Origin of the sequence: Erythrobacter sp. SDW2, assembly GCF_021431965.1 — a bacterium.
Classification (GTDB): domain Bacteria; phylum Pseudomonadota; class Alphaproteobacteria; order Sphingomonadales; family Sphingomonadaceae; genus Parerythrobacter.
This window is the reverse complement of record NZ_CP090370.1, coordinates 1622951-1649448: the sequence shown is the minus strand read 5'-3', so window position 1 is coordinate 1649448 and position 26498 is coordinate 1622951. Positions and strand designations below refer to the sequence as shown.

Below are 26498 nucleotides of genomic sequence, written 5' to 3'. Positions count from 1 at the left end.
TGCGGGCGCTAATAAATCCCGCCCTGCTCTTCGACAAAGTCCTCGAGCCCTTCGGCCTCCCTGGCCTCGCTCTGGGCCCGGGCGTTCGATGAACTGCCCCGGCGGATGATCTCGAGGATTTCCTTGCGGCGCGCTTCGATCTCGTCGGCAGCAGTCGACCGCGGTGGTTCGGTGTCGGGCTTGAAGGCCTCCCAGATCACAGCGGAGTCTTCGCCTTCTGTCGGCCAGCCTTCGAAGACCTGCTTGCCAGTGCGACGATCGACACGGACCATGCGGACACCTGTCGGGGCAATCGCCGGATCATCGCGCCAGCGCTTGCGCGTGTCGGAGATGACCCGCTTCACGATCGGCGCAGCGAGCGAGGCGCCCTCGTAACCACCTAGGTTGCGTGGCTGGTCGTAACCGACATAGGCGCCGACGATATATTGCTGGGTGCCGCCGATGAACCAGGTGTCGGTCGGCCCGGTGGTGGTCCCGGTCTTGCCGAAAAGCGGCAGGCCCAGATCCTTGAGCCGCCTGCCGGTGCCGCGCTCGATTACGCCTTCGAGCATATGCATGACCTGGAATGCGGTCCGCGGATCCATGGCCTGCTTGCCCGCAGGCTTGAGCCGCGGCATCGGCTTGCCGTCCCATTCGTCCATTGCACAGCCGGTGCACACACGATTGTCGGCGCGCCAGATAACCTTGCCGCTGCGATCCTGCACGAAATCGATCAGGCTGGGCGTGTTGAGCCGTCCGTGGTTGGCCAGCGCTGAATAGGCGGTCACCATCTTCAACGGGGTGGTCTCCCCTGCCCCCAGCGCAAAGGCAGGATAGGGCGGATACTCACCGATATTCATGTCCTTGAAGGTATCGATCACTTTGGGCATGCCCGATTCCATCGCAATCTGGACGGTCATGATATTCTGCGACTGCTCGAGCCCGTAGCGCAGCGGATACTGCCCTCCGCGCCCGCCCCGGAAGCACTTCTCGCCGAGTTGCGAGCCCTGGTAGTAGCAGTAGCTCGAATTTTCGACCTGGGTCGAAGGAGTGAAGCCGTTCTCCAGACCCGTCGCATAGACAAAAGGCTTGATCGTCGATCCCGGTTGCCGCTCTGCCTGGGTGGCTCGGTTGAAGGAACCCAGTCGGCTGTCGAAGCCGCCCTGCATGGCCAGCACGCGACCGGTCATCGGGTCCTGCACCACGACCGCTCCGGAAACTTCCGGCACCGCGCGGACCCGGTAGCCATTGCCTTCAGGCGATACCGCTGTGACATGGCCGACCTTGATCGCGTCCGGCAACCCGCCAAGCGGCGCTGTGCTTCCATCAGCGAAGGCAATCGTTGCGCTGCTGCCGGCGCGGGCGGTGACGACACCGATACGCCAGTTCTGAAAGTTGATCGAGAGATTGGAGCTCGCAAGCTGCTGCGCCATGTCACCCTTATCCGGGTCGATCGTAGCGAGCGGTCCACGCCAGCCGCGTCCGCCGTGGAAACCCATCAGGCCCTGGCGCAATCCATCGCGGGCGGCGTCCTGCATATCCATGTCGAGCGAAGTGCGCACCCATAGCCCGCCAGCGTAGACGCTGTTGTCCCCGTCATCGGCAGTCTCGCCGAACTGTGCGATCAGCTGCCGACGGACTTCCTCGAGGAAATAGCCCGCATCGGCCGACCGCTCGCTACGCTGGGTAACGATGCCCAAGGGTTTGGCCTTTGCAGCGCTTGCCTGCGCCGGCGTGATGAAGTCGCTCTCGACCATCTGGTCGAGCACGAAATTGCGCCGGGCCAATGCCTTGTCGGCAAACTTCGCGCGACTGTAGGTCTCCGGTGCCTTTGGCAGGATCGCGAGGAAGGCCGCCTGGTGCAATTCCAGATCGCCGACGTCCCTGTCGAAATAGGCCCGCGAAGCGGCCTGAACCCCGAAAGACCGGCGTCCGAGGGGAATTTCGTTGAGATAGAGCTCGAGGATCTCCTGCTTCGTCAGCACACCCTCGATGCGGCGGGCGAGCAGCATCTCCTTGAGCTTGCGCGTGATCGAGTATTCGTTCGTCAGCAGGATGTTCTTTGCCACCTGCTGCGTGATGGTCGAGCCGCCAACCGCGCGCTCGCCCGAGCCGAGCTTGCTCATATAGTCGAACACCGCGCCGACCAGGCCACCGGCATCGATCCCGCCATGGCTGAAAAAGGTCTTATCCTCCGCCGCGAGATATGCTTCGATCAGTTGTTGCGGAAAATCCGCGTATTGCAATTGAACACGTCGCTCGCGGGCGTAGGAATGGACGATCTCGCCATCGATGCCGCGCACGACAGTCGGCAAAGGCGGTTCGTATTCCAGCAACGTCTTGGCGTCCGGCAGGTCCTTCGCAAGAAGTGCCCACAGCACCAGCCATCCTGCCAGCGCCAGGCCGAGGAAGATGACGCCCCACCGGAACCAGCGGCTTTCATGCCACTGGCGCTTGGCCCAGTTGAACGCGCCCGATGCCTCGCGCCGGATGCGATAGCGAAAGTTCTGCAAGGCTGATGTGTCGACCATGATTGGCGCAAGCCCTAGCACGCCATTTCGGAGGCGCGCCATAGGCTTTCATCGCGTTATTCGCGGGTCTGCCGGGCGAAATAGATGCGGATGGCCCGCGCCATTACCTCGGCGAAGGCGCGTCTGCCTTCCAGAGATGTAAGACGAGCGGCGTCTGCGGGGTTGGTGATGTATCCCGACTCGTAGAGCACCGCAGGCACATCAGGCGCGCGCAGGACCGCCAGTGAGGCCGATCGCCGGGCCTGCGGATGGAAGCCCAGCGTTCCGCGCCCTTCCCTGACAATCAAACCGGCGAACTCGGCCGATTCTTCCTGAACTCGCTGCTGCGCCAATTCGATCAGGATCGAGCTGACAATGTGACTTTGCCCGGCAATCTCTACGCCGTTGACGCGGTCGGCGTTGTTCTCGCGCTCGGCGAACAGCGCGGCCGCCTCGCTCGAAGCCTTGGAAGACAGCGTGTAGATGCTTGCCCCGCTGATGCCGCTGATCTCGCCGGCGGAATCGGCATGGATCGAGATGAACAGATCGGCGTCGAGCAGGCGTGCAATCTCCGGCCGTTCAGGCAGAACGAGGAAGCGGTCATCCTCGCGGGTCAACGCCACACGGACCCCACCCTGTTCTATCAGCGCATCCTTGAGCGCCAGCGCGAGGCCCAGAACGAGGTCCTTTTCCCGGACCCCGACCCCGCTCGCCCCCGGATCTTTCCCGCCGTGCCCAGGATCGATGATTACCAGTGGCCGCGAACGGTCCTGCGGGCCGTAAATCTTCGGCAGATCCACATTGCGATTGGCATCGGGCAGGTCGATGGTGATGACATAGCTGCGGCCCAGATGCGGTACCGGTATGCTCAGGCCAAGAGCGTAGAGGCCCGCCATGATGGCAACGGGCAAGAGGAACACCAGCCAGAGTTGGACGCGTAGCGACATCATCTGGGTGCGGTGTTAAGTCTATCGCAGCTAACTGCGCAATATAGTTGCCCGAGTTGTCCCGCGATGCTAGCACGTGCGGGACCGGAGGTTTGCCTGATAGTGTCGCTTGAAGCGTACCCAGGCTCCCGCTTCGGCCCCGTTCGCTTTCCAGCGAATGGCCAATGAAGACAGGTTGATACACCAGATGAGACTCCATCCCCCGCATACCGGCTCGCAAGCTACCGCTTGCCGCGCCGTGGCGACGGGGGCTGCCCATCCCGGACAGGCGCAACAGCAGCGCAGGCTCGTTGGCGTAGACACAGAATCCCGTGCTTCGATGCAGAGTATGCATCCGGGCCGGTCACACCCTTCCGCTCATGGCGCACGCCGGGGCGGTTCCCACACATATCTGCGCGCAGCGGCCCGGACGTGGTCCGCACCAGGGCGCGCATGGAGAAAATTCAATGTCAACGCGCATGCTAATCGATGCGCGCCACCAGGAAGAAACCCGGGTGGCGGTGCTCAAAGGCAACCGGATTGAGGAATTCGATTTCGAATCTGCTGAACACAAGCAGATCAAGGGCAACATCTATCTCGCCAAGGTAACGCGGGTCGAACCGTCGCTGCAGGCGGCGTTCGTCGATTTCGGCGGCAACCGCCATGGCTTCCTCGCCTTCAGCGAAATCCATCCCGACTACTACCAGATCCCCCAGGCCGACCGCGAAGCGCTACTGGCCGAGGAGGCCGAAGCGGCCGAGGAAGAAGCCCGCCTGCGTGCCGAAGAGGAAGAGCGCGGCGAGATGCCCGGCGACGAATACGACGCCGAGGACCGCCAGTCGGCCGAAGCGCTGGTCGAAGACCTCGCCGAGGACGGCCTCGAGGAAATCGACACGTCCGAGAAAGACGATGTCGCCACCATCGAAGAAGGCCAGTTCGAAGACGATGATGGCGACGACGAGGATGACGACGAAGATGGTGAGGACGAGTCCTCCGACGAGGATGGCGAACAGCCGCGTCATCGCCGCGGTGCTCGCGGCCGCCGCCAGGGCAAGGGTGGCAAGGGAGGGCGTGCCCGTGCCAAGGAAGTCGACGAAGTCCGCGCCAAACGCCAGGCGCTGCGCCGCCGCTACAAGATCCAGGATGTCATCCAGCGCCGCCAGGTGATGCTGGTGCAGGTCGTCAAGGAAGAGCGTGGCAACAAGGGCGCTGCCCTGACCACCTATCTCAGCCTCGCCGGCCGCTACACCGTGCTGATGCCGAACTCGTCGCATGGCGGCGGGATCAGCCGCAAGATTTCGAGTGCAGGCGACCGCAAGCGCCTGAAGGAAATCGTGTCCGACCTTAGCCTGCCCAAGACCATGGGGCTGATCGTCCGGACGGCAGGGCTGCAGCGCACCAAGCCGGAGATCAAGCGCGACTTCGACTATCTCGCCCGCCTGTGGGACGAGATCCGCGAGAAAACGCTGTCGTCCAGCGCGCCGGCGCTGATCCACTCGGACAGCGACCTGATCAAGCGTGCGATCCGCGACATCTACAACAAGGAAATCGAGGAAGTCATCGTCGAGGGCGAAGCCGGCTACAAGTCGGCCAAGGACTTCATGAAGCTTCTGATGCCCAGCCACGCACGGCGGGTGAAGCCCTATTCCGATCCGATGCCGCTGTTCCAGCGCTATGGCGCGGAGGACCAGTTGCGGGCGATGTATGACCCGGTGGTGCAGCTCAAGAGCGGCGGCTATCTCGTCATCAACCCGACCGAAGCGCTCGTCTCGATCGATATCAACTCGGGCCGCTCGACCAAGGAGCACGGGATCGAAGCGACCGCCACCGCGACCAATCTCGAAGCGGCGAAGGAGATCGCCCGCCAGCTACGCCTGCGCGATATGGCCGGGCTGGTCGTGATCGACTTCATCGACATGGAATACAATTCCAACATCCGCAAAGTCGAACGCGCGATGAAGGATGCGCTCAAGAACGACCGGGCGCGGATCCAGGTTGGCCGCATCTCGGGCTTCGGCCTGATGGAAATGAGCCGCCAACGCCTGCGCACCGGCGTGCTCGAAGCGACCACCCGCGACTGTCCGCATTGCGACGGGACCGGCCTCGTTCGTACCGCCTCCAGCGCCGGCCTTTCCGCGCTGCGCCTGATCGAGGACGAAGCGGCCAAGGGCAAAGGCACCATCATCACGCTCAAGGCGAGCATGGAAGCCTCCATCTACCTGCTCAACGCCAAGCGCGCCGACCTGCAGGAAATCGAGCAACGCTACGGCGTAACCGTCGAGGTCATCCCCGAAGGCGAGGAAGAGGGCGCAAAGATGAGCGTCGGCAGTTCGGGACCCCGCCCGGCACAGGCGCCGCGCTTCGACCCGATCGTGATCGAGGACGATGACGACCTGCCCGAGGACGAGGACGAGGACGAAGACGACCGTAGCCAGAGCCATGAAGGCGACGGCGAGGATGGCGACCGCAATGGCAAGCGCCGCCGTCGCCGTCGGGGCGGACGTGGTCGCAACAAGGAACGCGGTGACGATCGTACTGACGAAAGCGCTGATGACGCGGACAGTGATGACGCTGACGATGGCGAGGACCGGCCCGAAACCGCTCGCGACGACAATGGCGAAGCGCGCCCCAGGAAGCGTCGCCGCCGCGGTGGCCGCCGCAGGCGCGGTCGCGGTGACGCCGAAGGTTCGAGCGATGCCAATGGCGATAGCGACAACGCCGAATCCGAAGCTGGCGAGGAAATTGCAGCCGCTGCCGAGCTAGCCGAAACTCCGGCCGAAACTGAAGAACCGGCCAAGCCCAAGCGCAGTCGCCGCAAGAAGTCCGATGCGGCCACCGAGGAAGCTCCGGCTGCCGAAGCCGAGGCGGCTGCTGCGGAAGAAGTTACCGAAGAAAAGCCCAAGCGCAGGGCTCCGCGCAAGAAGAAGGGTGAGGCCGCGGCTGCAGTCGAAGCTCCTTCCGAGGGGGTTCCGGCCGAAGCTGAAGCAGCCGGGGAAGCTCCGGCCAAGCCCAAGCGGACCCGCCGCAAGAAGGCCGAGACCGAGGAAACAGCCCCCGCAGAGGAACCTGCCAGCGAGGCTGCACCTGAAGAAGCAACCCCGGCTGCGGCAGAAGCTCCTGCACAAGCCGATGCGGCGCCGCGCCGCGGCGGCTGGTGGCAGCGCACTTTCGGCGAGTAAACGCTGGCGAATAAGTGGGCGTGGGGATCAGGCTCCTGCCTTGACCCCTACGCCCCATTCGTTCCAGCCGATCGACTTGGGAGTCTTGGGCAGGTAGCGCGCACCCATCGGTTCGACCGCGAAGCCCCCTGCCCTGACCGCTTCGGTTACCGGGCGGGTCAGGTGGCAGCCTCCGGCAAAGGGCTTCCACCACGGCTCGAGCCTGTCCTGGAACCGCGCCACATCGGCATCCGGCGCGCGGCCATGCTCGAGGAACAGCAGTCGTCCACCTGGCTTCAGAATACGCCGCATCTCGCGCACGACCTGCGCCTGATCCTGCACCGAGCACATTGTATAGGTGCACACAACAGTGTCGAAGCTGTTGTCTTCGAAGGGAATAGCCTCGCCGATCCCGTCACGGATATCGGCCTGCCATCCCTTCTTCTCCGCTTCGACGCGGGCGTATTCGAGCAACTTGCCGCCCGGGTCGATCCCGGCGTATCGGGTGATGGCGGCGGCATTGTAGAACTGCTGGTTGATCCCGCCGCCGCAGCCGAGCTCGAACACTCCGCCGCTGGCGAGCGGCACCACCTGGCTGCGCAGCTTCATGATCGCGGGCATCCCGCAAGCGAATTTGATTACCCGCGGCACGCCGTGCCGGTCCCACCATTCCCCTATGCCCATCGCTATCTCTCCCCCTTCTCCCTTGCCTCACTGTGTGGCAGAGATTGCCCGCAAAGGGGAGAGGACAGATGCCGCAGATCATTCGTACGCCGGAAGAACGCTTCACCAGTCTGCCGGACTATCCCTTCGCGCCGCATTACCACGCGCTGCCCGGCGGCATAAGGCTCCACTATGTGGACGAGGGCCCGCCGGATGCGTCACCGGTGCTGATGATGCATGGCGAGCCGAGCTGGAGCTATCTCTACCGTTTCATGATTCCGCCGGTGGTGGAGGCGGGCTATCGCGTGCTCGCACCCGACCTGATCGGTTTCGGCAAGTCGGACAAGCTGGGGGCCAAGTCCGACTACAGCTATGCCGGTCACGTCGCCTGGATGCGCGACTGGGTCGAGGCGCTGGACCTCCGCAACGTCATCCTTGCCTGCCAGGACTGGGGCTCGCTGGTGGGGCTGCGGCTGGTTGCAGCCATGCCCGAACGGTTTGCCGGCGTGGTCCTCTCCAATGGCGGGCTGCCGGCCGGGCAGGAACCGCCGCCGGCCTTTGCCAAATGGCGCGCCTTCTCCAAATACAGCCCGATCTTCCCGATCGGCAAGATCCTGCAGCGCGCCACCACCCGCACACTGAGCGACGCCGAAGTCGCAGCCTATGACGCGCCGTTCCACAACCGCGCCAGCAAGGCCGGGGCGCGCATTTTCCCTTCGCTGGTGCCACTGGGCGAGAATGTCGCCGTGCCCGACCAGCGCAAGGCATGGAAAGTGCTGGAGCAGTTCGAGCGGCCGTTCACCTGCGCCTTTTCGGACCAGGATCCCATCACCCGCGGCGGCGATGCGGCGTTTCTGGAGCGGGTGCCGGGTGCGCGCAGCAACGATCTGCACCGCACGCTGCATGGGCATCACTTCATCCAGGAGGACGATCCGCAAGGCTTCGTCGATGCGATCCTCGATACGGCGCGCAAGGCGGGGGTTTAGGCAGGCACCTTCAGCGCTTCGGCAAAGCGGCCGATCCGTTCCGACAGAGCCGTCTCCAAAGCGCCGTCATCGAGCGCCGACAGTTCGGTCACCTGCGGCATCGATAGTCCAACGCGCAAGGTTCCGCCCCAGCCGCCTTCCGGCAAACGGACGCATTTGACCGGCTGGCCGAGCCGCAATCCCAGCCTGTCGAGCGAGCGATAGAGCGCCTGTGCATCATCGAAGGTGCGCGCCTGCGGGTGGCGGCTGATATCGAGCGTGGCCAGCGTCTGCATCTCCAGCGGATGCTCGCTCGCCTGCCCTTCGCGGCCGGGTGGATAGGGCTGCACCATGGCGAAGCCCTGCCCCTCGATCAGCTGGCTGCCGATGGCGCGCTGGAACACGCGAATCACCCGCTCTACTTCGGCGAAGGCCAGCGCCTGGAACCGCTCCAGCTCGAACACCGATGCTTCGAGCCGCAGCGCGAGGCCGGGGTTGGCGCTGTCTTCCAGTTGCTCGCGGCCCTGCCAGCCCTCGCCCCACTCGGCGCGGCGGAAGATCGTCGCGAAACCGGCCGGGAGCGGCGCGGCGCGCGCGATGATGCTATCCGGCACCAGCGCCATGCCGGAAAACGGCGGGCCGCCCATGAATTTCGACCCGGTGATGAAAACGATCGCCCCGCGGTCCAGATAGTCGCGCAGCGCCTGCGAGGTGATCCGCGCCTGACAGGCATCGACCACCAGCGTCATGTCCTCACCGAATTCGGCGATCAGCGCGTCGAGTTCCGCCAGCTTGGGCAGGATCAGCCCGGTCTTGGAGCCGTGGACGACATGCAACAACGCATGTCTGCCCTGACCGCGCGCGATGACCAACTCGGTCCGGATCTGTCCGGCGATTTCCGCACTGCCCAGCGCCTCGCCCTCGCCGCAGCGGACGGGGATGTCGACCAGCGAGACCGGACCAAGACCCTCTACCGGCTCGCCCACCTCGGTTGCCGTTCCCAGCGCCGTTTCCTTGGCGAAGTAATGCCCTTGTGCCGAATGGATGCAGCCGCTGCCGACCTCGTCCGCGCCCAGCAGGATATTATGCGTGCCGGCCTTGCCGCGCCCGGCCACCGCCGCCAGCGCCACGAACTCGAGATCGGTCCCGGAAGGCGCAAAAACCACTCTGGCCGCGCTGGTCACGCTATAGGCGGCCAGCACCCGCCGCCCGAGCCCTTCCAGTTGCTCCGCATAACCTGCCATTCCCGCCGCCTGCCGCGCCAGCAGATGCTCGAACGCGGCAGCCGATATGTCGTTGGCGGTCGAGGAGGCGAAGGCCAACGTGCGGCGCGGATAGGGCGCGGAAAGGTATCGATTGAGCCCGCTTTCAGGGTCGAGCACGATTCGCGCGTCCCCTCCGGAAGAGAGCAAGGCAATCAGATCGGCGGCGGCTGGGTTGCCGCGATAGGCAGGCAGGATATCGGGGAAATCTGCGGTCACGGCGGTCGGGCTTTTCAAATTCGGCTTGGAAGCGCCGCCTAGCAGACCTATGCGGCGCTTTCACTCCAATATCGCGGGTTCCACGCAATTGTCACAGCTTACCCCCCTCACCATCGATCCCGCCGCCAAGGAGCGACTGCGCGTGTTGTTCCTCGCCAAGAACGCGCTGTGGGACGGCACCGGTAGCCCGGAAGACGGCAACCATGCCTTCTATCACCGCGAAATGTCGCAGGTGCTGACCGGGCTCGGGCTCAACCTCACTATCTCGGACAATTTCGACATCCTGTGGGACAAGCCAGATGTCGATTTCGTCTTCCCGCTGCTCAACCGGGCCGGCTTCTTCAACTCGGAAATGCTGTGCCCGCTGCTGTGCGAGCGGGCCGGGATCGCCTATCTCGGGGCCAGCCCGATCGTGCGCGGCCTGTCGGATGACAAGCATCTGGCCAAGCGTTCGGTACGCGATGCCGCGGTGCCGACCGCACCCTGGGCAATCTATCGCCGGGGTGCCCCCATCGACCCGGCCAAATGCCCGGAAGGAAAGCGCTTCGTGGTCAAGCCCAACAACAGCTCGGCCAGCTGGGGCGTGCATGACGCGACCGACTGGGCCAGCGTCAAGGCTGCCATCGACGGGGTGCACGGGCTGGGTCACGATGCCATCGTCGAACCCTTCATCGACGGCAGCGACGTCGAAGTGCCGGTCATCACCGTCAATGGCGAGCCGCAGATCCTGCCGATGATGATTTTCCGCCAGGCCGATCCGTCGCACCTGCGGACCTATTATGAGAAGCGCGACCTCGTCGACCGGAGCCAGAAATACTCGCTCGATCCGTTCGAGAACCCCGAGATGACCGAGGTTATCGCGGACTACACTCGCAAGGCGTGGGACGATTATCGCCCGTTCGACTACGGCCGCTTCGAGTTCCGCGTCAACGAAGAGACAGGCGAGGTGACATTCCTCGAGCTCAACCTCAACTGCAACCTCTGGTCGCAGAAGGTGTTCGGCAAGGCCGCCGTGCTGGCCGGGTGGACGCAGGAGCAGCTGATCGAGACGATCCTGGCCGAGAGCCTGCGCCGCCACGGGCTGACGGGCTGAGTCTGTGACCGCGAAAGCCATCGTCATCATTCTCGCCGCCCAACGCGCCGGGGTCGTCAACCCGCTGGCCGAGCGGGCCGGCGTGTCGCACAAGTGCCTCGCCCCGATCTGCGGGCGGCCATTGATCGAGTGGGTGCTCGATACGGTCACGGCGCAGCCCGACCTGGCGGATATCCGCATCGCCATCGAGCCCGAGGCACAGGGCGAAGTCAGCGCGCTCCTGCCGCAGTTCGCAGAGCGCGGCGTGCCGATCCGCTTTGTCGACTCCCATACCGGGATCGTCGACAGCGTGACAGCGGCAGCGGGCGATGACGAAGGCCCCTTCATCATCACCACGGCGGACAATGTGCTGCTCAGCGCGGAAGGTTTCGAGCAAATCCGCAGCGCGCTGAGCCGGGTCGATGCCACGCTGGCACTCGCCCGCGAAGCCGATGTCCGCGCCGCGCACAGCGAAGGGCAGCGCAATTTCTACCAGTTCCGCGACGGCGGCTATGCCAATTGCAACATCTACGGCCTCGCCAATCGCAAGGCCTTCGTCGCAGCCGAGGCGTTCCGCGAAGGCGGCCAGTTCCAGAAGAACCGCGACCGCATGATCCGCGCCTTCGGCTATTTCAACATCCTGCTGATGGGCCTCAAGCTGGTATCCGCCCCCACGGCGATCCGCCGCGTCGGCAAGCGGTTCGGCATCACCATGGAGGCGACCTTCTTCGCCGATGGCGGTCTCGCCATCGATGTCGACAACGAGCGGACTTATGCCGTGTGCGAAGCACTGCTGCCAAGCCGGAAGCCGGTGCGAAACAATTAGTCCGGTATCCGCTCGCCCCTCCAGTCGAATTGGTGTCCGCTGCAGGCTGGCGTGAGTTTCTCGATCACTGTCAGCAGATTTCGCGCAGCCGTGTCGGCCTGCGTCAGCTGGCCGTCGGGCAGATTGGCCTGAAACGGCTCGGACAGGGCCGTATCGACCGTCCCCGGATGCAATGACACTGCCACCGCCTGCTTGTGCGTTCGAGCGAGCTCGATGGCAAAGTTCTTCATCAGCATGTTGAGCGCCGCTTTGGACGCGCGATAGCTGTGCCAACCGCCGATGCGGTTGTCGCCGATCGAACCGACCCGCGCCGAGAGCGCAGCAAACACGCAGCGGCGATCGCGCGGGAACAGCGGCAGCAGGTGCCGAGCGACCAGCGCAGGGCCGATTGTGTTCAGCCGCAGCACCCGCTCCATCGTCGCGGCCTCGAGCTGTTTGTAGCTGCGCTCCGGCCCGGGCCCATCGGGCAGGCTGAGCACCCCTGTGGCGACGATCACCAACTCTGGCGGATGGCCTGCCATCGTCTCCGCCGCCGCAGAAAGGCTTGCCGGATCGTCATAGTCGAAGCGGAAGGGTACGATCGCCTCGCCCTCTGGTACCACTCCGCTGCGTGATCCCGCGTAGACACGCTGGAAATCCGCCGCCGCCAGCGCCCGCACCAGCGCCGCGCCGATCCCGCCGCTGGCGCCGAACACCGCCGCCGTTCCGAATTGCTGCATGGGATCGACCATCGATTGCCCGAATAGCACTTGCAAATTTGGCCACAATCCGCCCTTTTGGCTACCTTGTGTCGCCGGTCATTTTCGTTAGAGAGGCGGCACGCTAGAACGCAGGACAGTCGAGACCCATGGCCACTTTCACGCTCCCCAAGAACTCGAAGATCACGGGCAAGGCCCGTGAGCACAAGGTTGCCAAAGAGTCAGGGAGCGGGAACCGGGTCCGCAAGTTCAAGATCTACCGCTACGATCCCGACAGCGGCGAGAACCCGCGTTACGACACTTTCGAGATCGACCTCGACGATTGCGGGCCGATGGTCCTCGATGCGCTGTTCAAGATCAAGAACGACGTCGATCCGACGCTGACCTTTCGCCGTTCGTGCCGAGAGGGGATCTGCGGGTCCTGCGCGATGAACATGAACGGCAAGAATGGCCTCGCCTGCACCACGGCGATCGAGGACCTGCAGGGCGAAGTGCGGATCACCCCGCTGCCGCATATGGAAGTGATCAAGGACCTCGTCCCCGATTTCACCCACTTCTACGCCCAGTACGCCAGCATCCGACCCTGGCTACAAACCGTCACCCCCACCCCGTCGGGCAAGGAGCGCCTGCAATCGCCCGAACAGCGCGAGAAACTGGACGGCCTCTACGAGTGCATCCTGTGCGCCTGCTGCTCGACCTCCTGCCCGAGCTATTGGTGGAACAGCGACAAGTTCCTCGGCCCGGCAATCCTGCTCCAGGCCTATCGCTGGCTGGCCGACAGCCGCGACGAGATGACCGGCGAACGGCTCGACCAACTCGAGGATCCGTTCCGGCTCTATCGCTGCCACACCATCATGAACTGCGCCAACGTCTGCCCCAAGGGCCTGAGCCCGGCCAAGGCGATTGCCGAAACCAAGAAGATGATGGCCGAACGCGCCATCTGAACCGATGGGCCTGCGCGACGAGATCTTCGAACACGGGCCGGACCCGGACAATCCCGGCTGGCGGCACTGGAACCTCAAGGATGACACGCTGTTCAACGGCGCGGTGATGGGCAAGCTCATCACCCGGCGTGAGGATGACAAGTGCCGCCTGCGGATGTTCCCGGAGCGCAGGCACGAGAACCTGCAGGGCATCATCCACGGCGCAGTGACGCTGGCGCTGATCGACATCTCGCTGTTCACCACCATGCATGTGGTCGGCAGCGGCAATGCCGGCCCTTCGGTAACGCTGGAGCTTTCCACCCAGTTCGTCGGCGGCGGCGATCCCAGGCGGCCGCTCGATGCGGTGACCGAGATCATGCGCGAAACCGGCAAGCTGGTGTTTGTGCGCGGGATCGTGGTACAGGATGAGGATATCGTCGCCAGCTATTCGGGCATCATCCGCAAGCTCCCCCACCGTGATTTGCCGGGATTGCAGTCGGGACCGACCGAAGGGTGAGCGGCCTGCTCCAGCGCTATCGCCAACTGGTCGAGGCTGGCGAATTGCGCGCCGATCCCGATCAGGCAGCGGTCGCCGAACGGCTCGATCGGCTACAACAGGAACTGGAAGCCACACCCAAGCGCGGCTCGATCCTGTGGCGAGCGCTGAAAGGCAAGCCCGAGGCCGTGCGCGGCGTTTACATGTGGGGCGGCGTCGGGCGCGGCAAATCGATGCTGATGGACCTGTTCCATACGACGCTTGACATATCGCGCAAGCGGCGGGTGCATTTCCATGCCTTCATGCAGGAAGTCCACGCCCGTTTGCACGAGGCGCGCAAGAGCGAGAGCGGCGACCCGATCCCGCCGGTGGCGGCGCAGATCGCCGCCGATGTCCGCTGTCTCGCCTTCGACGAAATGGTGGTCAACAACTCGCCCGACGCCGCGATCATGGGCCGGTTGTTCCGCGCGCTGATGCTGGACCACGGCGTGACCGTCGTCACGACCAGCAACCGGCCACCGCACGATCTCTACAAGGACGGGCTCAACCGCGAGCATTTCCTGCCCTTCATTGCTCTGATCGAGGACAAGCTCGACGTGCTGCCGCTCAACGGGCCGACCGACTACCGGCTCGACCGGATCGGTGATCTCGGCACATGGCACACGCCCATTGGCGATGCGGCAACCGCGAAAGTGCGTGAAGCCTTCTTCCGCCTCACCGATTACAAGCCCGAAAACGCCGCCAATGTGCCAAGCGCGGAGCTCGATGTCGGCGGCGGACGCAAGCTGCATGTGCCCAAGAGCCTCAAGGGGGTGGGTGTGTTCAGTTTCAAGAAGCTGTGCGGCGAGGCACGCGGGGCACCCGACTACCTCGCCATCGCCCGCGCCTATCACACCGTGATCCTGGTCGGCATCCCGGTGATGGGGCCGGAAAACCGCAATGAGGCCGCGCGGTTCGTGACCCTGATCGACACGCTTTACGAATACCGGGTCAAGCTGTTCGCCACCGCCGCGGCGGAACCGGATGCCCTCTATCCGTCAGGCGATGGCAGCTTCGAATTTGAACGGACGGCAAGCCGCTTGATGGAAATGCGCAGTGCAGAATACATGGCGCTTGGCCATGGTGCTTCGGACACTGGCGGCTGATCTCACGCCGCCTTGCGCACTCCGCGCTGCTGAGCCGAGGCCAGTCGCTCCATCAGCTTGAGATCCTGTTCGCCGAGCGACAGCGCTGCGTCAGCCCAGATCTCTGTAATCCGGGTCAATTCGGACAGCTCGAGCGCCCAGGAAACCTTCGTCGCCCGCCTTGCGGCCACGAGGCCCGAGTGACGACGATCGTTCCTGCGGATGAAGTCGCGAGTGGCTTCCAGCCCCTCGCCATCGTCGGCCAGCTGGTGGACGATCCCGAGATCGAACATTTCCTCTGCCGTGTAGCTGCGGTTCGAGGTGATGATCCGGTCCGCCATCGCGCTGCCGAGCTTGCGGCTGAGCAGGGCATGCGCGCCCATGCCGGGGAACAGGCCGAACATGATCTCGGGCAGGCCGAAAGTCGCACTTCGCTCGGCAATGATGTAGTCGAACGAAAGCAATGCCTCGAAGCCGCCGCCCAGCGCCGCGCCCTGCACCAGCCCGATGGTCAGGATCGGCAGATGCAGGGTGTGGATGTTGCGGTGCAAAATCTGGCAGCAGCGGTGGCCATAGCGGACCAGTCCGTCGCGATTGTGATCGAAGATCAGCTGACGGAACAGCGCCAGGTCGCCGCCATAGCAGAACACGCCCGGGGCCCGGCTGCCGAGGATAAGATACTTGAGCGGAACCTGGTCCGGACCGAAGCTTTCCGAGATAAGCCTCTGCCAGTCCTCGAAATCACCCAGCATCGGCGGAGTAAAACTGGGCCGCCCTTCCGGACGCATAAAGGTCCACAGCGCCTGCGTTTCCGGCTGGTAGAGGACATCGAGTTCATTCAACTGGAGCAGATGCGCCGGGATACCCGGATGCCCCATCGCCAAGTCGGCCATGCCATAGCTTCCCTCTGCTGCGGCATGAGATTGCGACCCCTCGTGCGCGCTCGTAACGCTGTCCTCGAATTCGGTACCTACACGGTCCATTCGGCCCCCGAAACTTTCTCCGCGCCGAAGCGCAAGTTCCTGTCCCTGCGGAGAATGTAAAGTATACGGAGTCGCCGATGCAAACGATTTATCGGAAATGGCGACGAAACGAGTCCCGTTTCGGGTCAGTCGGATCAGGCAGAAGCACCGAGGTGGCGCAGCGATCGGTCCAGCATGATCAGCTGCCAGAGCAGGCGTGCATGATCGCTTCGGCCAAAAATATGCTGTTGTGCCAGATGTTTGAGATGCGAAGTTGAGAACCATCCGGTCTCGCTCAACGCACCGCTGGCAGCAATGCCGAGGGCTTCCGATTGCAACGGGCCGCGCAGCCATTCCGAGATAGGGGTCACGAACCCCTGTTTGGGCCGATAGAGCACATCATGCGGCAGCATCCGCTCCATAGTGTGTTTCAAAAGCCACTTGCCTTGATGCCCCTTGATGCGTTCAGAATGGGGCAAAGCGGCGGCAAACTCGACCAGCCGGTGGTCTAGCAGCGGTTCGCGGGCTTCGAGGCTGACCGCCATGCTGGTGCGGTCGACCTTGGTCAAAATATCGCCCGGCAGCCAGAACTTGAGATCGGCATATTGCGCCCGGTCGAGCCCGGATCGGGCCGGCGCGCCCTGCATCATGGCAATCAGCGGCTGCTCGGCACGATAATCGCCCAGCTGGCGCTGCATCGCTTCTGTGTAAAGCAAAGCGCGCAGTTCGGGCGGAGTGACGCTCAGCCCTCGGGCATAGCCCTCCTCCCCGCTTGCGCCCAGCGCCTGGAAGGTGGACTTGGCGCGCAACGCCTGCGGAGCCCAGTCGGCCTTGGGCCACAGCTTGCCCAGCGTTCCGAACACCGGCTGGCGCAAGGCGCGGGGGAAGATCGCGCGGACCTGCTCCTCGCGTGCATGGAACACCTGGCGGCGGTAGCCGGCGAAGGCCTCGTCCGCCCCGTCGCCCGAAAGCGCCACGGTTACGTTCTCGCGCGCGAGCTGGCACACCCGCCAGGTCGGCAGCGCGGAGCCATCGGCAAAGGGTTCGTCGAACATACCCGCGAGCATGTCGACCGCGCCGAAATCATCGGGATCGACGATCCGCTCGCGGTGGTTGGTGCCGAACTGCTGCGCGATGCGGCGGGCGTAACCGGTCTCGTCGAGCGCCGCGACATCGAAGCCGATCGAGCAGGTGTTGACCGGTTCGCGGCTTGCCTCCGCCATCAGCGCGACCACGCTGGAGCTGTCCACCCCGCCGGACAGGAACGCCCCCAGCGGCACATCCGCCACCGTGCGCGATTCCACGCCTTCGCGCAGCAGGTGGAGCAATTGCGCCGACAAGTCGGCGGTGCTGCCCTTGTGGCGCTTGCTGAAATCCACGTCCCACCACTGCACCGGCGGGGCTGGCTGCTGGTCATGGCGCAGCAGGCGGTAGTGCCCGGCGGGTAGCTTCTCGACCCCCTTCAGGATCGATCGGTGATCGGGCACATAGCCCCAGGTGAGGTAGTCCTCGACCGCCAGCGGATCAACCTCGCGGCGCAGCAGCGGATGCGCCAGCAGGCCCTTCAGCTCCGAAGCGAAGGCCAGGCTGCCGTCGCTCAGATGAACCATGAACAGCGGCTTCACCCCGAACCGGTCACGGGCGAGGAACAGCGTCCTGTCGGCCCGGTCATAGATCGCGAAGGCGAACATCCCGTCCAGCCGCGAGAGGCAAGCCGGCCCCCATTGCTGCCACGCGGCGAGTATAGCCTCGCTATCGCCTTCGGTGCGGAACTGTGCCCCCAGTTCCTTAAGTTCGCGGCGCAACTCGCGGTAATTGTAGATTTCACCGTTGAAAACGAGCACGCAGCGCCCGTCGATCGAATGCATCGGCTGCGGCGATCCGGCGATATCGATGATCGAGAGGCGGCGGTGGCCCAGCCCCACCCCGTGCTCGGTCCAGACATCGCCGCCATCGGGGCCGCGATGCAGCAAGGCATCGGTCATCCGCTCGACGCGGCGCGGATCGACCGGCTTGGGCGTCCCGCAATGGAAGATACCGGCGATCCCGCACATGGGCCGGGCCGTTACCTGCTTTGCGCGATGCGGTCTATCCACGGGCCGAGCGGGCCTGTGGAGCGGCGAAAGGTAACGATAACTTCGGGCGCTGGCTGGCCCTTTTGCTCGACCGCCGAGAGGATCAGCATGGCGGCGGGCTCGGCCCGTAGCGCCAGCCGGTCGGCAATGGTGGCGAGCTTGAGGTCAGTGGCGCTACCGGTCAGCAGATCGCCCTGGCGATAGCGGGTTTCAGCCGTCCGCCTGATCCGTCCCAGCGCGAACAGCCGGTCGACCTTGGCCCCATCCGGTCCCGTTTCGCCGCTGAGCCAGCGCCAATCGGTCTCCGGCACCAGCGCGCCTTCGTTGGGCGCGCTCGGCTCGCGCCCTTCCCCTTGCGCAGAATAGAGCGCAAGGAACACCTCGACCTCCTGTCCCGCCGCGTTGCGATAGGTGCCCAAGAGGCGGTGATCGGCCCCGGCGGCGCGCGGCAGCCAGGCCAACTCGGGGCGGCTTTCCGACAATTGCCAGCCCGGCACCTGCGGCAGGCTGACCGTCTCGGGAAGCCTGGCCTCCAGCCGCGAAGCGAGCATGGCCCAGACCGCAAACAGTGCAATCAGCGCGGCCCCGCCCAACAGCGCGCGATTGCCGCAGATCGACAGACGTTCGAGTGCGTCCAGACCCGGCATCCGGGCCAGCGCTTCGCCGTCGATGCCCGGATCCTCGGGCGAACGGTCGAACCAGCGCCAACCCGCGGCCAGCACAATGGCGATGACGATGCCGAAGAAGACCCAGCCGTAGAAGATGTGATCGAACCCCGCGGCAAACTCCACGCCCTGCGACTGGGCGATATAGATCGTCCCCCAGGCGCGGATGCCATTGGCGATGATCGGGACGATGACGCAGACGGCGAGGAACAGCGCCCGGCGTTGCCAGCTCCGGAAGCAGCTCTGCGCCACCAGCACGCCGAGCGCGATCATGGCGATCAGGAACTTCACGCCCGAGCACGCCTCGGCCACTTCGAACAGCCCGGCGGGCGTGTCGATGAAGACCCCGTCGATCTCGGCCGGGATGCCGCTCCAGTGGGTGAGCGCGATGGTGATCTTGGCGGTGATCATCTGCAGCGCCGGGACCAGTTCGTCACCGAAGGGCACGAGGAACAGCATGTAACCGAGCGGGAACAGCAGCCCCACCGCCACGCGCGGGCCCAGCAGGGTGACAACCGAGGCCTGCAGCGCCGCGACCGCGCCCAGTTGGCTGAAGCTGTTGACCTCGCCGATGGTGCCGAGGAACCACAGCGCCAACGCCCCGGCCAATGCCAGCAGCCCCGGCCACCCCGCGCGGGGGGCAAGCTTCGCCAGTTCCTCGCGGCGGAACCACACCAGCAGCGCAATGATCGGCGGCACCAGCAGCACGTGGTTGTAGGTCGAAATGTTCCACCACTGCTCCGCCATGGCGAACCAGTCGCGCAGGGTGACGAGCAGGATCGCCGACCACAGCAGCGCCAGCCGCAGCAGCGGTTGCCGCCACGCCGGGGCGATCCGGTCACGCCAAGAGGGGCGCGGGGCTGCGAGAGTCGCCTCAGGCGGCATCGCGTGCCTTGCCTCCGGGTGAAACAATGTCCCTGAGCGGGGTCAGCATCGCAGGCCAGCTCTGGTTGCGCAGGACATATTCGCGCGCCGAGCGGCCCATCGCCGCCGCTTCGTCGCGCTCTTCGATCAGGGCCAGCGCCCGGCCGATCATCATGCGGTCGTCGGCGGCGATGGCGAAATGCTTGCCATCCTCGGCATCGATCCCGGTGGCCGCCTCGGGCGAGACCAGCACAGGCCGCGCCATGGCCATGGCTTCGAGCACCTTGTTCTGGATTCCCCGCGCGATGGTCAAAGGGGCGATGACGAGGTCGGCAGCCGCGAGGAACGGCTTCACATCAGGCACTTCGCCCCAGACGCGGATATTGTCCTTGCCGTCATGCAACAGCAACTTGGGGGCCGGAGCGCGGCCGACAATGTGGAAGGTTGCACCCGGATGCTGGGCACGAATACCCGGCAGGATCGCATGAATGACGCGTTCCGCCGCGACGATATTGGGCTGGTAATCCATCTGCCCGGTGAAGACCATCTGCGGGCCACTCGCGCCCGACAGTTCAGGATGCAGCTGGACCTGAGCGGGATCGAACAGTTCGGCGTCGATGCCGTTGCGGATCGCCCGGATATCGGTGCCCGCCGCATTCTTCAGCCTTGATCTGAACAGGTTGGCCTCGTTATCGCTGATCAGCAGGGTGACGTCGGCGCGGTGAGCCAGCCGTTCCTCCTCGCGCGCCAGCACGCGCCCCTCGCGCCGGTCGATGATCGAGCGCGGGAAGCTGCCACCGCGGCCATAGGCTTCGAACTTGGCGCTATCGACATCGCACAGGTCGATGACGACGCGGCCGCTGAAACTATCTGGCACATATTGCCCCATCTGGCCGCTGAAGACGAAAATGGTGTCGATAGGACGTTCGGCCAGCGTCCTGGCCACCCAGACCCGCAGCGCCGCGCTGTCCCACGCAGTCAGGCTGACCGGCTTGCCTGAGCCCAGAGCCTCCAGGCCCGCTAGCGGCAGCGGCTTGGTCCGGCGGACCAGGCAGTGGCTCGCCCCGACCTGCGCCAGATCGGCCTCTGCCGCCATATCGGCCTCGGTCTCGCCGAAAGTGCCGACATGCACGGGCGCCAGCTGCGCCAGTGCCTTGAGCAAATGGTGCGAACGGATCTTGTCGCCCCGGTCCGGCGGGAACGGGATGCGGTGGCCGAGGAACAGGATCTCGCCCATCAGGCGAGCCCGCGGGCGATCACCGGGCCGATGAAGTTGGCGAGGCCCAGTGGCAGCTTCTTCCATAGCGCGATCTTGCGCTGGTAGGCGTCGCTGGTCGGATCGACATCGCGTTTCGCCGCACCCGGCGCAGTCCAGCTGGCATAGGTCAGCGGAGTCGGCGCGAAGCCCCAGTTCTTCTTGAAGTTGTACGGCCCGCTACCGGTCTTGGAGCGGCCGAAATCGAAGCGGATGCAGCCCTTCGTGCGGGCGTGGCACATCAGCCTGTAGTACATCAGCTCGTTGGCGCGAAGGTGCCGCGCATCCCACACTCCGCCGCCCCAATAGGGCATCACCGCACCCATGTGGTAAAGCGAGAGGACGCTGGCGACCGGGCGATCCGCCTCCCAAACGGTCAGGATATCGGCCTCGTCGCCAAAGGCATCGAGCACGCTGTCGAACAGCGCTCGCGGGAACACCGGCGTGCCAAGGTTGCGCACGCTTTCCGCGTAACAGGCGTAGTGTGCGGCGCGGTCGCTCTCAGCAGTGCCCACGGTCACGCGCAGGTCCTTGTCGAGGCCCTTGCGCACTTCGGCGCGCTGCTTGCGCGGGATGGCGAGCAATTGCGCCTCGTCATCATCGGCAAGCGGTCCGGCAAAGCCGCAGTGACTGTCGGACTGGACGTCCCATCCTTCCGGCACCACGCCACCGCGCAATTCGACCGAGGCGCAGCTTTGGCGCACAGCGAGTTCGGTTGCGGCGCGGCACAGGCGGCGGGCGGTGCGATCATGGATCGCCAGCGCCCCGCCCTCGACCGCAAAGCCGCTGGAGACGAGCGCGCGCGGGAACAGCAGCGAATGGGCGACGGTCAGCGGCAACCAGCCGGTCACCTGCCCGCCCTTCTCCGCCACCAGCCCGGTGGCGCGCTGGCCGGTGCCCTGCTCCACCGCCAGCAGCCAGCGCGGCAGGTGGAACGGCGAGCCATGGGCGGCATAGACGAAATCGGTAATCCGCGCGGCTTCGCCCGGATCATGCAGGTCGGCCTGGCTGACGACCTCTTCGCACAGGGCGAACGGCGCGTTCACGCGGCCATTTCCTCCGCCCGCAGCGCCTCGCGGCAGGCGATCATGTCCATCCGCCCCCAGGCGAATTCGTGGACCAGATCGGACAGCTTCTCGGCCATCCTGTCGAGATTGGTGTAGTGCCGCAGCTTGGAACGCATCGGCGCATGGCCGACGCGCGGCTGGTCGGGGTCGATCTCCCACGGATGGAAATAGAACACCGCCGGGCGCTGTTCGCGCCGGTTGACCTGCCGGATCGCCCAACGGCTGAAGGCGTAGGGCAGCACGCGGAAGAACCCGCCCCCGCCTGCCGCAACACGCTTGCCGCCGAGGATCGCGGTAGTCACCGGGATCTCGATCAGGTCGGCCCACGGCAGCGGCTTGAAGGCGAAGCGCGGCGCTTCGGGCCAGCCGTAATGGTCATGCGTGACCGGGGCGACGCTGGAGGAATAGGCATAGCCCTGCTCGGCCAGCTCCATATAGGCCCAGGGCGTGCGGTGATCGATCGAGAAACTCGGCGCGCGATAGCCGGTGATCGGCACCCCGGCGGCATCCTCGAGGATCATCCGCGCCAGCTTGATGTCGCCCGCGAACTGCTTGCGGTCGAAAGTGAATACGCGGGCGTGGTCGTAACCGTGGCTGGCCAGCTCGTGGCCGCGCTCGACGATCCTGCGCATGAGCGGGCCGTTCTTCTTCGCCACCCAACCGAGGGTGAAGAAGGTCGCCTTGACGTCCGCCGCATCGAACAGGTCGAGGATGCGCAGGACGTTGTCCTCGACCCGCAGGGCCATCGAATCCCACTCGCCGCGGTCGATCACATTCTCGAACGCGCCGACCTGGAACCAGTCCTCGACATCGACCGACAGGCCATTCGTAATGACGGGCGATGACATCGCGCCTCGATCCTTCGGTTAAGCGGCGCGGCGGCCCTGGCTTTCGATCCATTCGATCATCATGCCCAGCACCTGCCGCACGCTCTGTTCCTGCTCGCCGACCTTGCTTTCCAGCGCATCGAGGCGGGCGATGAAATCCTGCGGCATGCCGCCGGGAGCCGCCTCAGCGCCTTGCGCCAGCTGGGCAATGGCAGCCTTGAGTTCGGCAATCTGGGCATCGCGCTCGGCCTGCATCGCTTCGAACTGGCTGGCCTGCTGCACCGGGTCCGCAGGGGTATCAGCTAGCGCATGCTTGATCGGGCCGGGAGCGGGGCCGCGCTCGAGCGTGACCATCGGCCTGGGCGCGGCTTCGGGGAAGGTGTTGTCGCTTTCCATTTCGCGCAGGACGGACGAAAGCATGGCGCTGTCGATGCGGGTGCGCTGTTCGACCGCGCCGAGCAGCAGCAGGCGCGTCGCAACCTGGTTGACCCGGCGCGGAATGCCGCCGGTGGCCTGGTACATTTCGGCAAAGACCCGCTGGTCCCACGCCGGATTGCCCTGCCAGCCGACACAGGCCAGACGGTGTTCGATGTAAGGCTGGAGCTCGTCCGACTCCATCGGCCCGAGATGATGCGCCGCGATCACCCGCTGGCGCAGCTGTTCGAGGCTCTGGCTGGTCGCCAGGACTTCCTTGAACTCCGGCTGACCCAGCAGCAATTGCTGCAGCAGCGGATGCGAGCCGAGCTGGAAGTTCGACATCATCCGCAGCTCTTCGAGCGCGTCGATGCTGAGATTCTGCGATTCGTCGACCACCAGCAGGCAGCGGCGACCGGCGCGGGCTTCCTCGTGCAGGAAGTCCTCGATCGCGCCCAGCGCGCTGGCCTTGTCGTGCCCGTCGATGTCGAGCCCGAAGCTCTGCGCCACCACATGCACCAGTTCGGCCCCGTCGAGATTGCTGGTGACGATCTGGCCGACCGTCATCTGCGCCGGGTCGATCTTCTTCATCAGATGCGCGACGAGGGTCGACTTGCCCGAGCCGATCTCGCCGGTGATGACGATGAAGCCCTCACCCTGCGCCAGGCCATAGCCGAGATACGACAACGCCTTGCGATGCGTCGCGCTCTCGAAATAGAAATCGGGGTCCGGCGTCAGTTGGAAGGGGCGCCCCGTCAGGCCATAGAAATCATCGAACATCATTCGTCCTTTCGCGGGCTCAGAAGTCGTACCGCAGGCCGACCAGGGCCGATGCGGTCTTGAGGTCTTCACCCGACACATCGCTGTCGAGGTAATCGAGCGAAACGGCGGCACGAGCCGAGAGACCCATGTAGAGCTGCTGGTTGTACGACGCCGAGGTACCCAGCACCCATGCCGAACTGTCGGTAAAGTCGCTGGTGAGGTAATTGCCGTAGCCGTTAAGCGTGAAGCCCCCGCCCTGGCCGACCTGGCCGGAGAGGAACACGCTGCCATAGAAGCTTTCCTCGGTCAGCCCATCGGCAGCGGCGAGTACCGTGCCCGGCGCAGCGATAAAGGTGCGCCGGTCGTAACCGATACCAAAGCCGGTGCTCATCCGGCCCACTTGCTGGGCATAGCTGAGCACTCCGCCGCGGCTGCGGAAGATCGAGCTGCGGACCGAAGCCAGCGCGCCGCCGAAGCAACTGCCGCTCTGCAGGCTGCTGACGCAGCCGTTGATGTCGCCCGTCACCGCGTTGCGGTTGGCCTCGAACTGGGTCGGAAGAGCCACCAGAGCCTGGTTGAGTGCACCGCCGAAGCCGGAAATCCCGTCATAGACCGAGATGTTGACCGAGCTGCGGCTGGTCGGCGCATAGGCGAAGCTGCCGTAATAGGTGTCGCTGTCGTAGCGGCGGCCATAATGCGCCTCGAACGCGGTGCGGCTGGAGGGACGCCAGACGACGCCGACGTCCCAGATCAGGCCGTCGGTCTCGAAGGCGATCCGGCGCGGCTGGCTGGTATCGGTGACATAGCGGCCATTGCTGTCGATCTGCGGCAGCCCGGTGCCGGCATCGATCAGCGCGTCGCGACTGGAGACAGATACGTCCTCGTAACCGATCCCGCCGACCAGCTGGACCGTACGACCGAGCGGCACGGTCACATCGGCCCGTGCGTACATGTCGCGCACCCGCTGGTCGAGGTTGGAGATATCTTCCTGGTAGAACCCGCCGCCGACACCGACGCCGACCGGCAGCACTCCGTCGGGACGGACCCCGACGCGGGCACTGGCGCTGTGCACCGTGCTGTCATTGAACACATCGACCGGTGCGGTGCCCGGCGTGGTCACCAGTGCATCGGGCGCTTCCACGCGGGTATAGCCGAAGCGATAGTTGGCACTGACATCGGCCTCGCCGACGCGGCTGGAGAAATTCGGGCCGACATAGGCCGAATAGACCCGGCTCTCGCTGTCGGTGCCATTGCCCTCGACAGCGCCGAGGCGCGAGCCACCGGCGTTGTCGACCTGCGTCCGTGCGGCCAGCGCGCCGGCTTCCAGCGTCAGCGCCTGCGGCACGATCGAGGCATATCCGCGCGCGACGCCCGTCACCGTATTGCTGTCGAGCGCGGCATCGCCGTAGCCGATGTTGCGTTCGTAGCGCAGCGAAACCGAGCCGCCGTTGTTGCGGCCCTGCACACTGGCATCGATCCCTGCGGCGATCTGCGTATAGGTGACCGCATCGCTGTCGGGCGAAAGCTCGAACAGCCCGACCTGGCTGACTTCGATATAGGGCTGGACGTCGATCCGCTTGCGCAGCGGCTGGTCGCTGCGCGAATCGCGGCTGTCGCGCGACGATGCCGGCTGGCCGCCGCCTCCGCCGCTGACATAGTCGTCGTCGCCCCACGACTGGGCCTGCGCCGAAACCGGCAGCACCAGCGCCACCGCAGCAATCGAAGCCAAGTACTGGACCCGTTTCATCCGGACGTCCTCCCTTACCCGTAGGTGCCGAAACGGCGCCCGCTGGGGCTGAAATTGGCTGCATTGAGCAGCAACTTGATATCGTCGCAGGCGCTGAGCAGCTGGCAGGCATCCTCCAGCGCGCTGCGCCCGGTCTGGTCGGCCCGCGCGACCAGCACGACCTGGCCGACATGTTTGGCCAGTTCGGCGGCCGGCGCAGCGGCGAGCGCAGGCGGGGTGTCGAAGATCACGATGCGGTTGGGCACGCCGACGGTCAGCCGGTCGAGTACATCTGCGGTTGCGCCGCTGGCGAGATACTCGGCATCCTGCTTGGTCGTGCTACCTGCCGGGAGCACCCACAGATTGGCGATATCGGTCCCGAGCACGAGGTCTTCGACCGGGACATCCGGGTTGGACAGCGCACCCATGAAGCCCGGCCCCTTGGGCAGGCCGAGGGTCGCGAGAAGCGAAGGCTTGGCCACATCGGCATCGACCAGCAGCACCTCCATGTCGCGCTCCGCCGCCATGGCGATGGCAAGGTTGACGGCGCAGAAGGTCTTGCCTTCTTCGGGATGCGGCGAGCAGACCATGATCCGGCGCGAGGCGGCCGTACCGCGCTCCTCCGCCGTGGTCAGGAGCTGCCGCTTCACGATGCGGAATTCTTCGAGCAGCTCGCTGACGTGGCCGTCCGGATCGATCAGGCCCTGATCGCGCAGGTGCTTGCGGTCGATCTTGTGCTTCTGGCCTTCGAACTGCGGGGCCAGCGGTGCCGCCTCGACGACGTCGGGAACCGGGGCCGCTGCAGCGGGAACGGGGAAATGTTCCCGCACCGGCGCGGCTTCGACGGTCTGGGGAACCGCAGTGGCAACAGCAGGAGCCACGTCGACCTTGCGCTCGACCTTCCTGGCCCGCTTCATCGGCCGTTCGGCCAGCCCCTTGGGCACGGCCGGGGCGGAAAAGCTGTCGAGCCCGAAGGCACCGTTGGCACGTTCGAGCAGCGAACTTTCCTTCGAGCATTCGCCGGGGAGCGGGATTTTCTTGTGTTCGGTCATTGTCCCTC

21 protein-coding genes are annotated in these 26498 nt (G+C 65.2%); 7 read left to right on the top strand and 14 right to left on the bottom strand.

Annotated features, from left to right (window positions below):
• Nucleotides 1–8: 8 nt before the first annotated feature.
• Nucleotides 9–2510, bottom strand: coding sequence for a penicillin-binding protein 1A (locus tag LY632_RS08045; protein ID WP_234090628.1), 2502 nt, complete (start codon nt 2508–2510; stop codon nt 9–11).
• A gap of 56 nt (nt 2511–2566) precedes the next feature.
• Nucleotides 2567–3436, bottom strand: a complete 870-nt coding sequence (locus LY632_RS08040; protein ID WP_234093190.1) for an N-acetylmuramoyl-L-alanine amidase — start codon at nt 3434–3436, stop codon at nt 2567–2569.
• 446 nt (nt 3437–3882) lie between these two features.
• Here LY632_RS08040 and LY632_RS08035 point away from each other — a divergent pair, with 446 nt between their 5' ends.
• On the top strand, nt 3883–6594 hold the full coding sequence (locus LY632_RS08035) for a ribonuclease E/G (RefSeq protein WP_234090627.1): 2712 nt from the start codon (nt 3883–3885) through the stop codon (nt 6592–6594).
• Nucleotides 6595–6621: 27 nt separating this feature from the next.
• On the opposite strand, the gene LY632_RS08030 is transcribed toward LY632_RS08035, so the two are convergent.
• Complete coding sequence (locus LY632_RS08030) at nt 6622–7257, bottom strand: class I SAM-dependent methyltransferase (RefSeq protein WP_234090626.1); 636 nt, start codon at nt 7255–7257, stop codon at nt 6622–6624.
• Nucleotides 7258–7325: 68 nt separating this feature from the next.
• On the opposite strand from LY632_RS08030, the gene LY632_RS08025 reads away from it, so the two are divergent.
• Nucleotides 7326–8222 carry a haloalkane dehalogenase gene (locus LY632_RS08025; protein ID WP_234090625.1) on the top strand — a complete coding sequence of 299 codons (897 nt, stop codon included), beginning with the start codon at nt 7326–7328 and terminating at the stop codon, nt 8220–8222.
• Here LY632_RS08025 and LY632_RS08020 read toward each other — a convergent pair.
• Nucleotides 8219–9682, bottom strand: coding sequence for a hypothetical protein (locus LY632_RS08020; protein ID WP_234090624.1), 1464 nt, complete (start codon nt 9680–9682; stop codon nt 8219–8221). The two genes, LY632_RS08025 and LY632_RS08020, sit on opposite strands and share 4 nt — an antisense overlap.
• A gap of 88 nt (nt 9683–9770) precedes the next feature.
• Here LY632_RS08020 and LY632_RS08015 point away from each other — a divergent pair, with 88 nt between their 5' ends.
• Both LY632_RS08015 and LY632_RS08010 read left to right on the top strand, forming a co-directional pair.
• Complete coding sequence (locus tag LY632_RS08015) at nt 9771–10775, top strand: phosphoribosylglycinamide synthetase (protein WP_234090623.1); 1005 nt, start codon at nt 9771–9773, stop codon at nt 10773–10775.
• A 4-nt stretch (nt 10776–10779) separates the two neighbouring features.
• Nucleotides 10780–11580: an NTP transferase domain-containing protein gene (locus LY632_RS08010; protein WP_234090622.1), complete on the top strand. Its 801-nt coding sequence runs from the start codon at nt 10780–10782 to the stop codon at nt 11578–11580.
• Here the strand turns inward: LY632_RS08010 and LY632_RS08005 are convergent.
• Nucleotides 11577–12311, bottom strand: coding sequence for an SDR family NAD(P)-dependent oxidoreductase (locus LY632_RS08005; RefSeq protein ID WP_234090621.1), 735 nt, complete (start codon nt 12309–12311; stop codon nt 11577–11579). The genes LY632_RS08010 and LY632_RS08005 overlap by 4 nt on opposite strands.
• Before the next feature lie 116 nt (nt 12312–12427).
• Here LY632_RS08005 and LY632_RS08000 point away from each other — a divergent pair, with 116 nt between their 5' ends.
• From LY632_RS08000 to zapE, 3 genes are read left to right on the top strand one after another with little or no spacing between them, the layout of a single operon-like run.
• Nucleotides 12428–13222 (top strand): succinate dehydrogenase iron-sulfur subunit, encoded by a 795-nt coding sequence (locus LY632_RS08000; protein ID WP_234090620.1) that lies wholly within the window; start codon nt 12428–12430, stop codon nt 13220–13222.
• Between the two features lie 4 nt (nt 13223–13226).
• Complete coding sequence (locus tag LY632_RS07995; RefSeq protein WP_234090619.1) at nt 13227–13718, top strand: PaaI family thioesterase; 492 nt, start codon at nt 13227–13229, stop codon at nt 13716–13718.
• On the top strand, nt 13715–14842 hold the full coding sequence (gene zapE, locus LY632_RS07990) for a cell division protein ZapE (protein WP_234090618.1): 1128 nt from the start codon (nt 13715–13717) through the stop codon (nt 14840–14842). Before LY632_RS07995 ends, zapE begins: the two co-directional genes overlap by 4 nt.
• Nucleotides 14843–14844: 2 nt before the next feature.
• Here zapE and LY632_RS07985 read toward each other — a convergent pair whose 3' ends face one another.
• The 9 genes from LY632_RS07985 to LY632_RS07945 form a co-directional block, all read right to left on the bottom strand.
• Nucleotides 14845–15804, bottom strand: a complete 960-nt coding sequence (locus LY632_RS07985; protein WP_234090617.1) for a crotonase/enoyl-CoA hydratase family protein — start codon at nt 15802–15804, stop codon at nt 14845–14847.
• A gap of 134 nt (nt 15805–15938) precedes the next feature.
• Nucleotides 15939–17837, bottom strand: a complete 1899-nt coding sequence (locus tag LY632_RS07980; protein WP_234090616.1) for an XrtA/PEP-CTERM system amidotransferase — start codon at nt 17835–17837, stop codon at nt 15939–15941.
• A gap of 11 nt (nt 17838–17848) precedes the next feature.
• On the bottom strand, nt 17849–19408 hold the full coding sequence (gene xrtA, locus LY632_RS07975; RefSeq protein WP_234090615.1) for an exosortase A: 1560 nt from the start codon (nt 19406–19408) through the stop codon (nt 17849–17851).
• Nucleotides 19398–20624 (bottom strand): TIGR03087 family PEP-CTERM/XrtA system glycosyltransferase, encoded by a 1227-nt coding sequence (locus LY632_RS07970; RefSeq protein WP_234090614.1) that lies wholly within the window; start codon nt 20622–20624, stop codon nt 19398–19400. Before LY632_RS07970 ends, xrtA begins: the two co-directional genes overlap by 11 nt.
• A complete protein-coding gene (locus LY632_RS07965) occupies nt 20624–21688 on the bottom strand; it encodes a FemAB family XrtA/PEP-CTERM system-associated protein (protein WP_234090613.1) in 1065 nt (354 codons plus the stop codon). The genes LY632_RS07970 and LY632_RS07965 overlap by 1 nt, the downstream gene beginning before the upstream one ends.
• Nucleotides 21685–22557 (bottom strand): XrtA system polysaccharide deacetylase, encoded by an 873-nt coding sequence (locus LY632_RS07960; protein ID WP_234090612.1) that lies wholly within the window; start codon nt 22555–22557, stop codon nt 21685–21687. Before LY632_RS07960 ends, LY632_RS07965 begins: the two co-directional genes overlap by 4 nt.
• An 18-nt stretch (nt 22558–22575) precedes the next feature.
• Entirely contained in the window at nt 22576–23730 is a 1155-nt protein-coding gene (locus LY632_RS07955) for an XrtA/PEP-CTERM system-associated ATPase (protein ID WP_234093188.1), read from the bottom strand.
• A 19-nt stretch (nt 23731–23749) separates the two neighbouring features.
• Nucleotides 23750–25459: a preprotein translocase subunit YajC gene (locus tag LY632_RS07950; protein WP_234090611.1), complete on the bottom strand. Its 1710-nt coding sequence runs from the start codon at nt 25457–25459 to the stop codon at nt 23750–23752.
• A gap of 14 nt (nt 25460–25473) precedes the next feature.
• Nucleotides 25474–26490 (bottom strand): capsular biosynthesis protein, encoded by a 1017-nt coding sequence (locus tag LY632_RS07945; RefSeq protein ID WP_234090610.1) that lies wholly within the window; start codon nt 26488–26490, stop codon nt 25474–25476.
• Between the last annotated feature and the right edge of the window lie 8 nt (nt 26491–26498).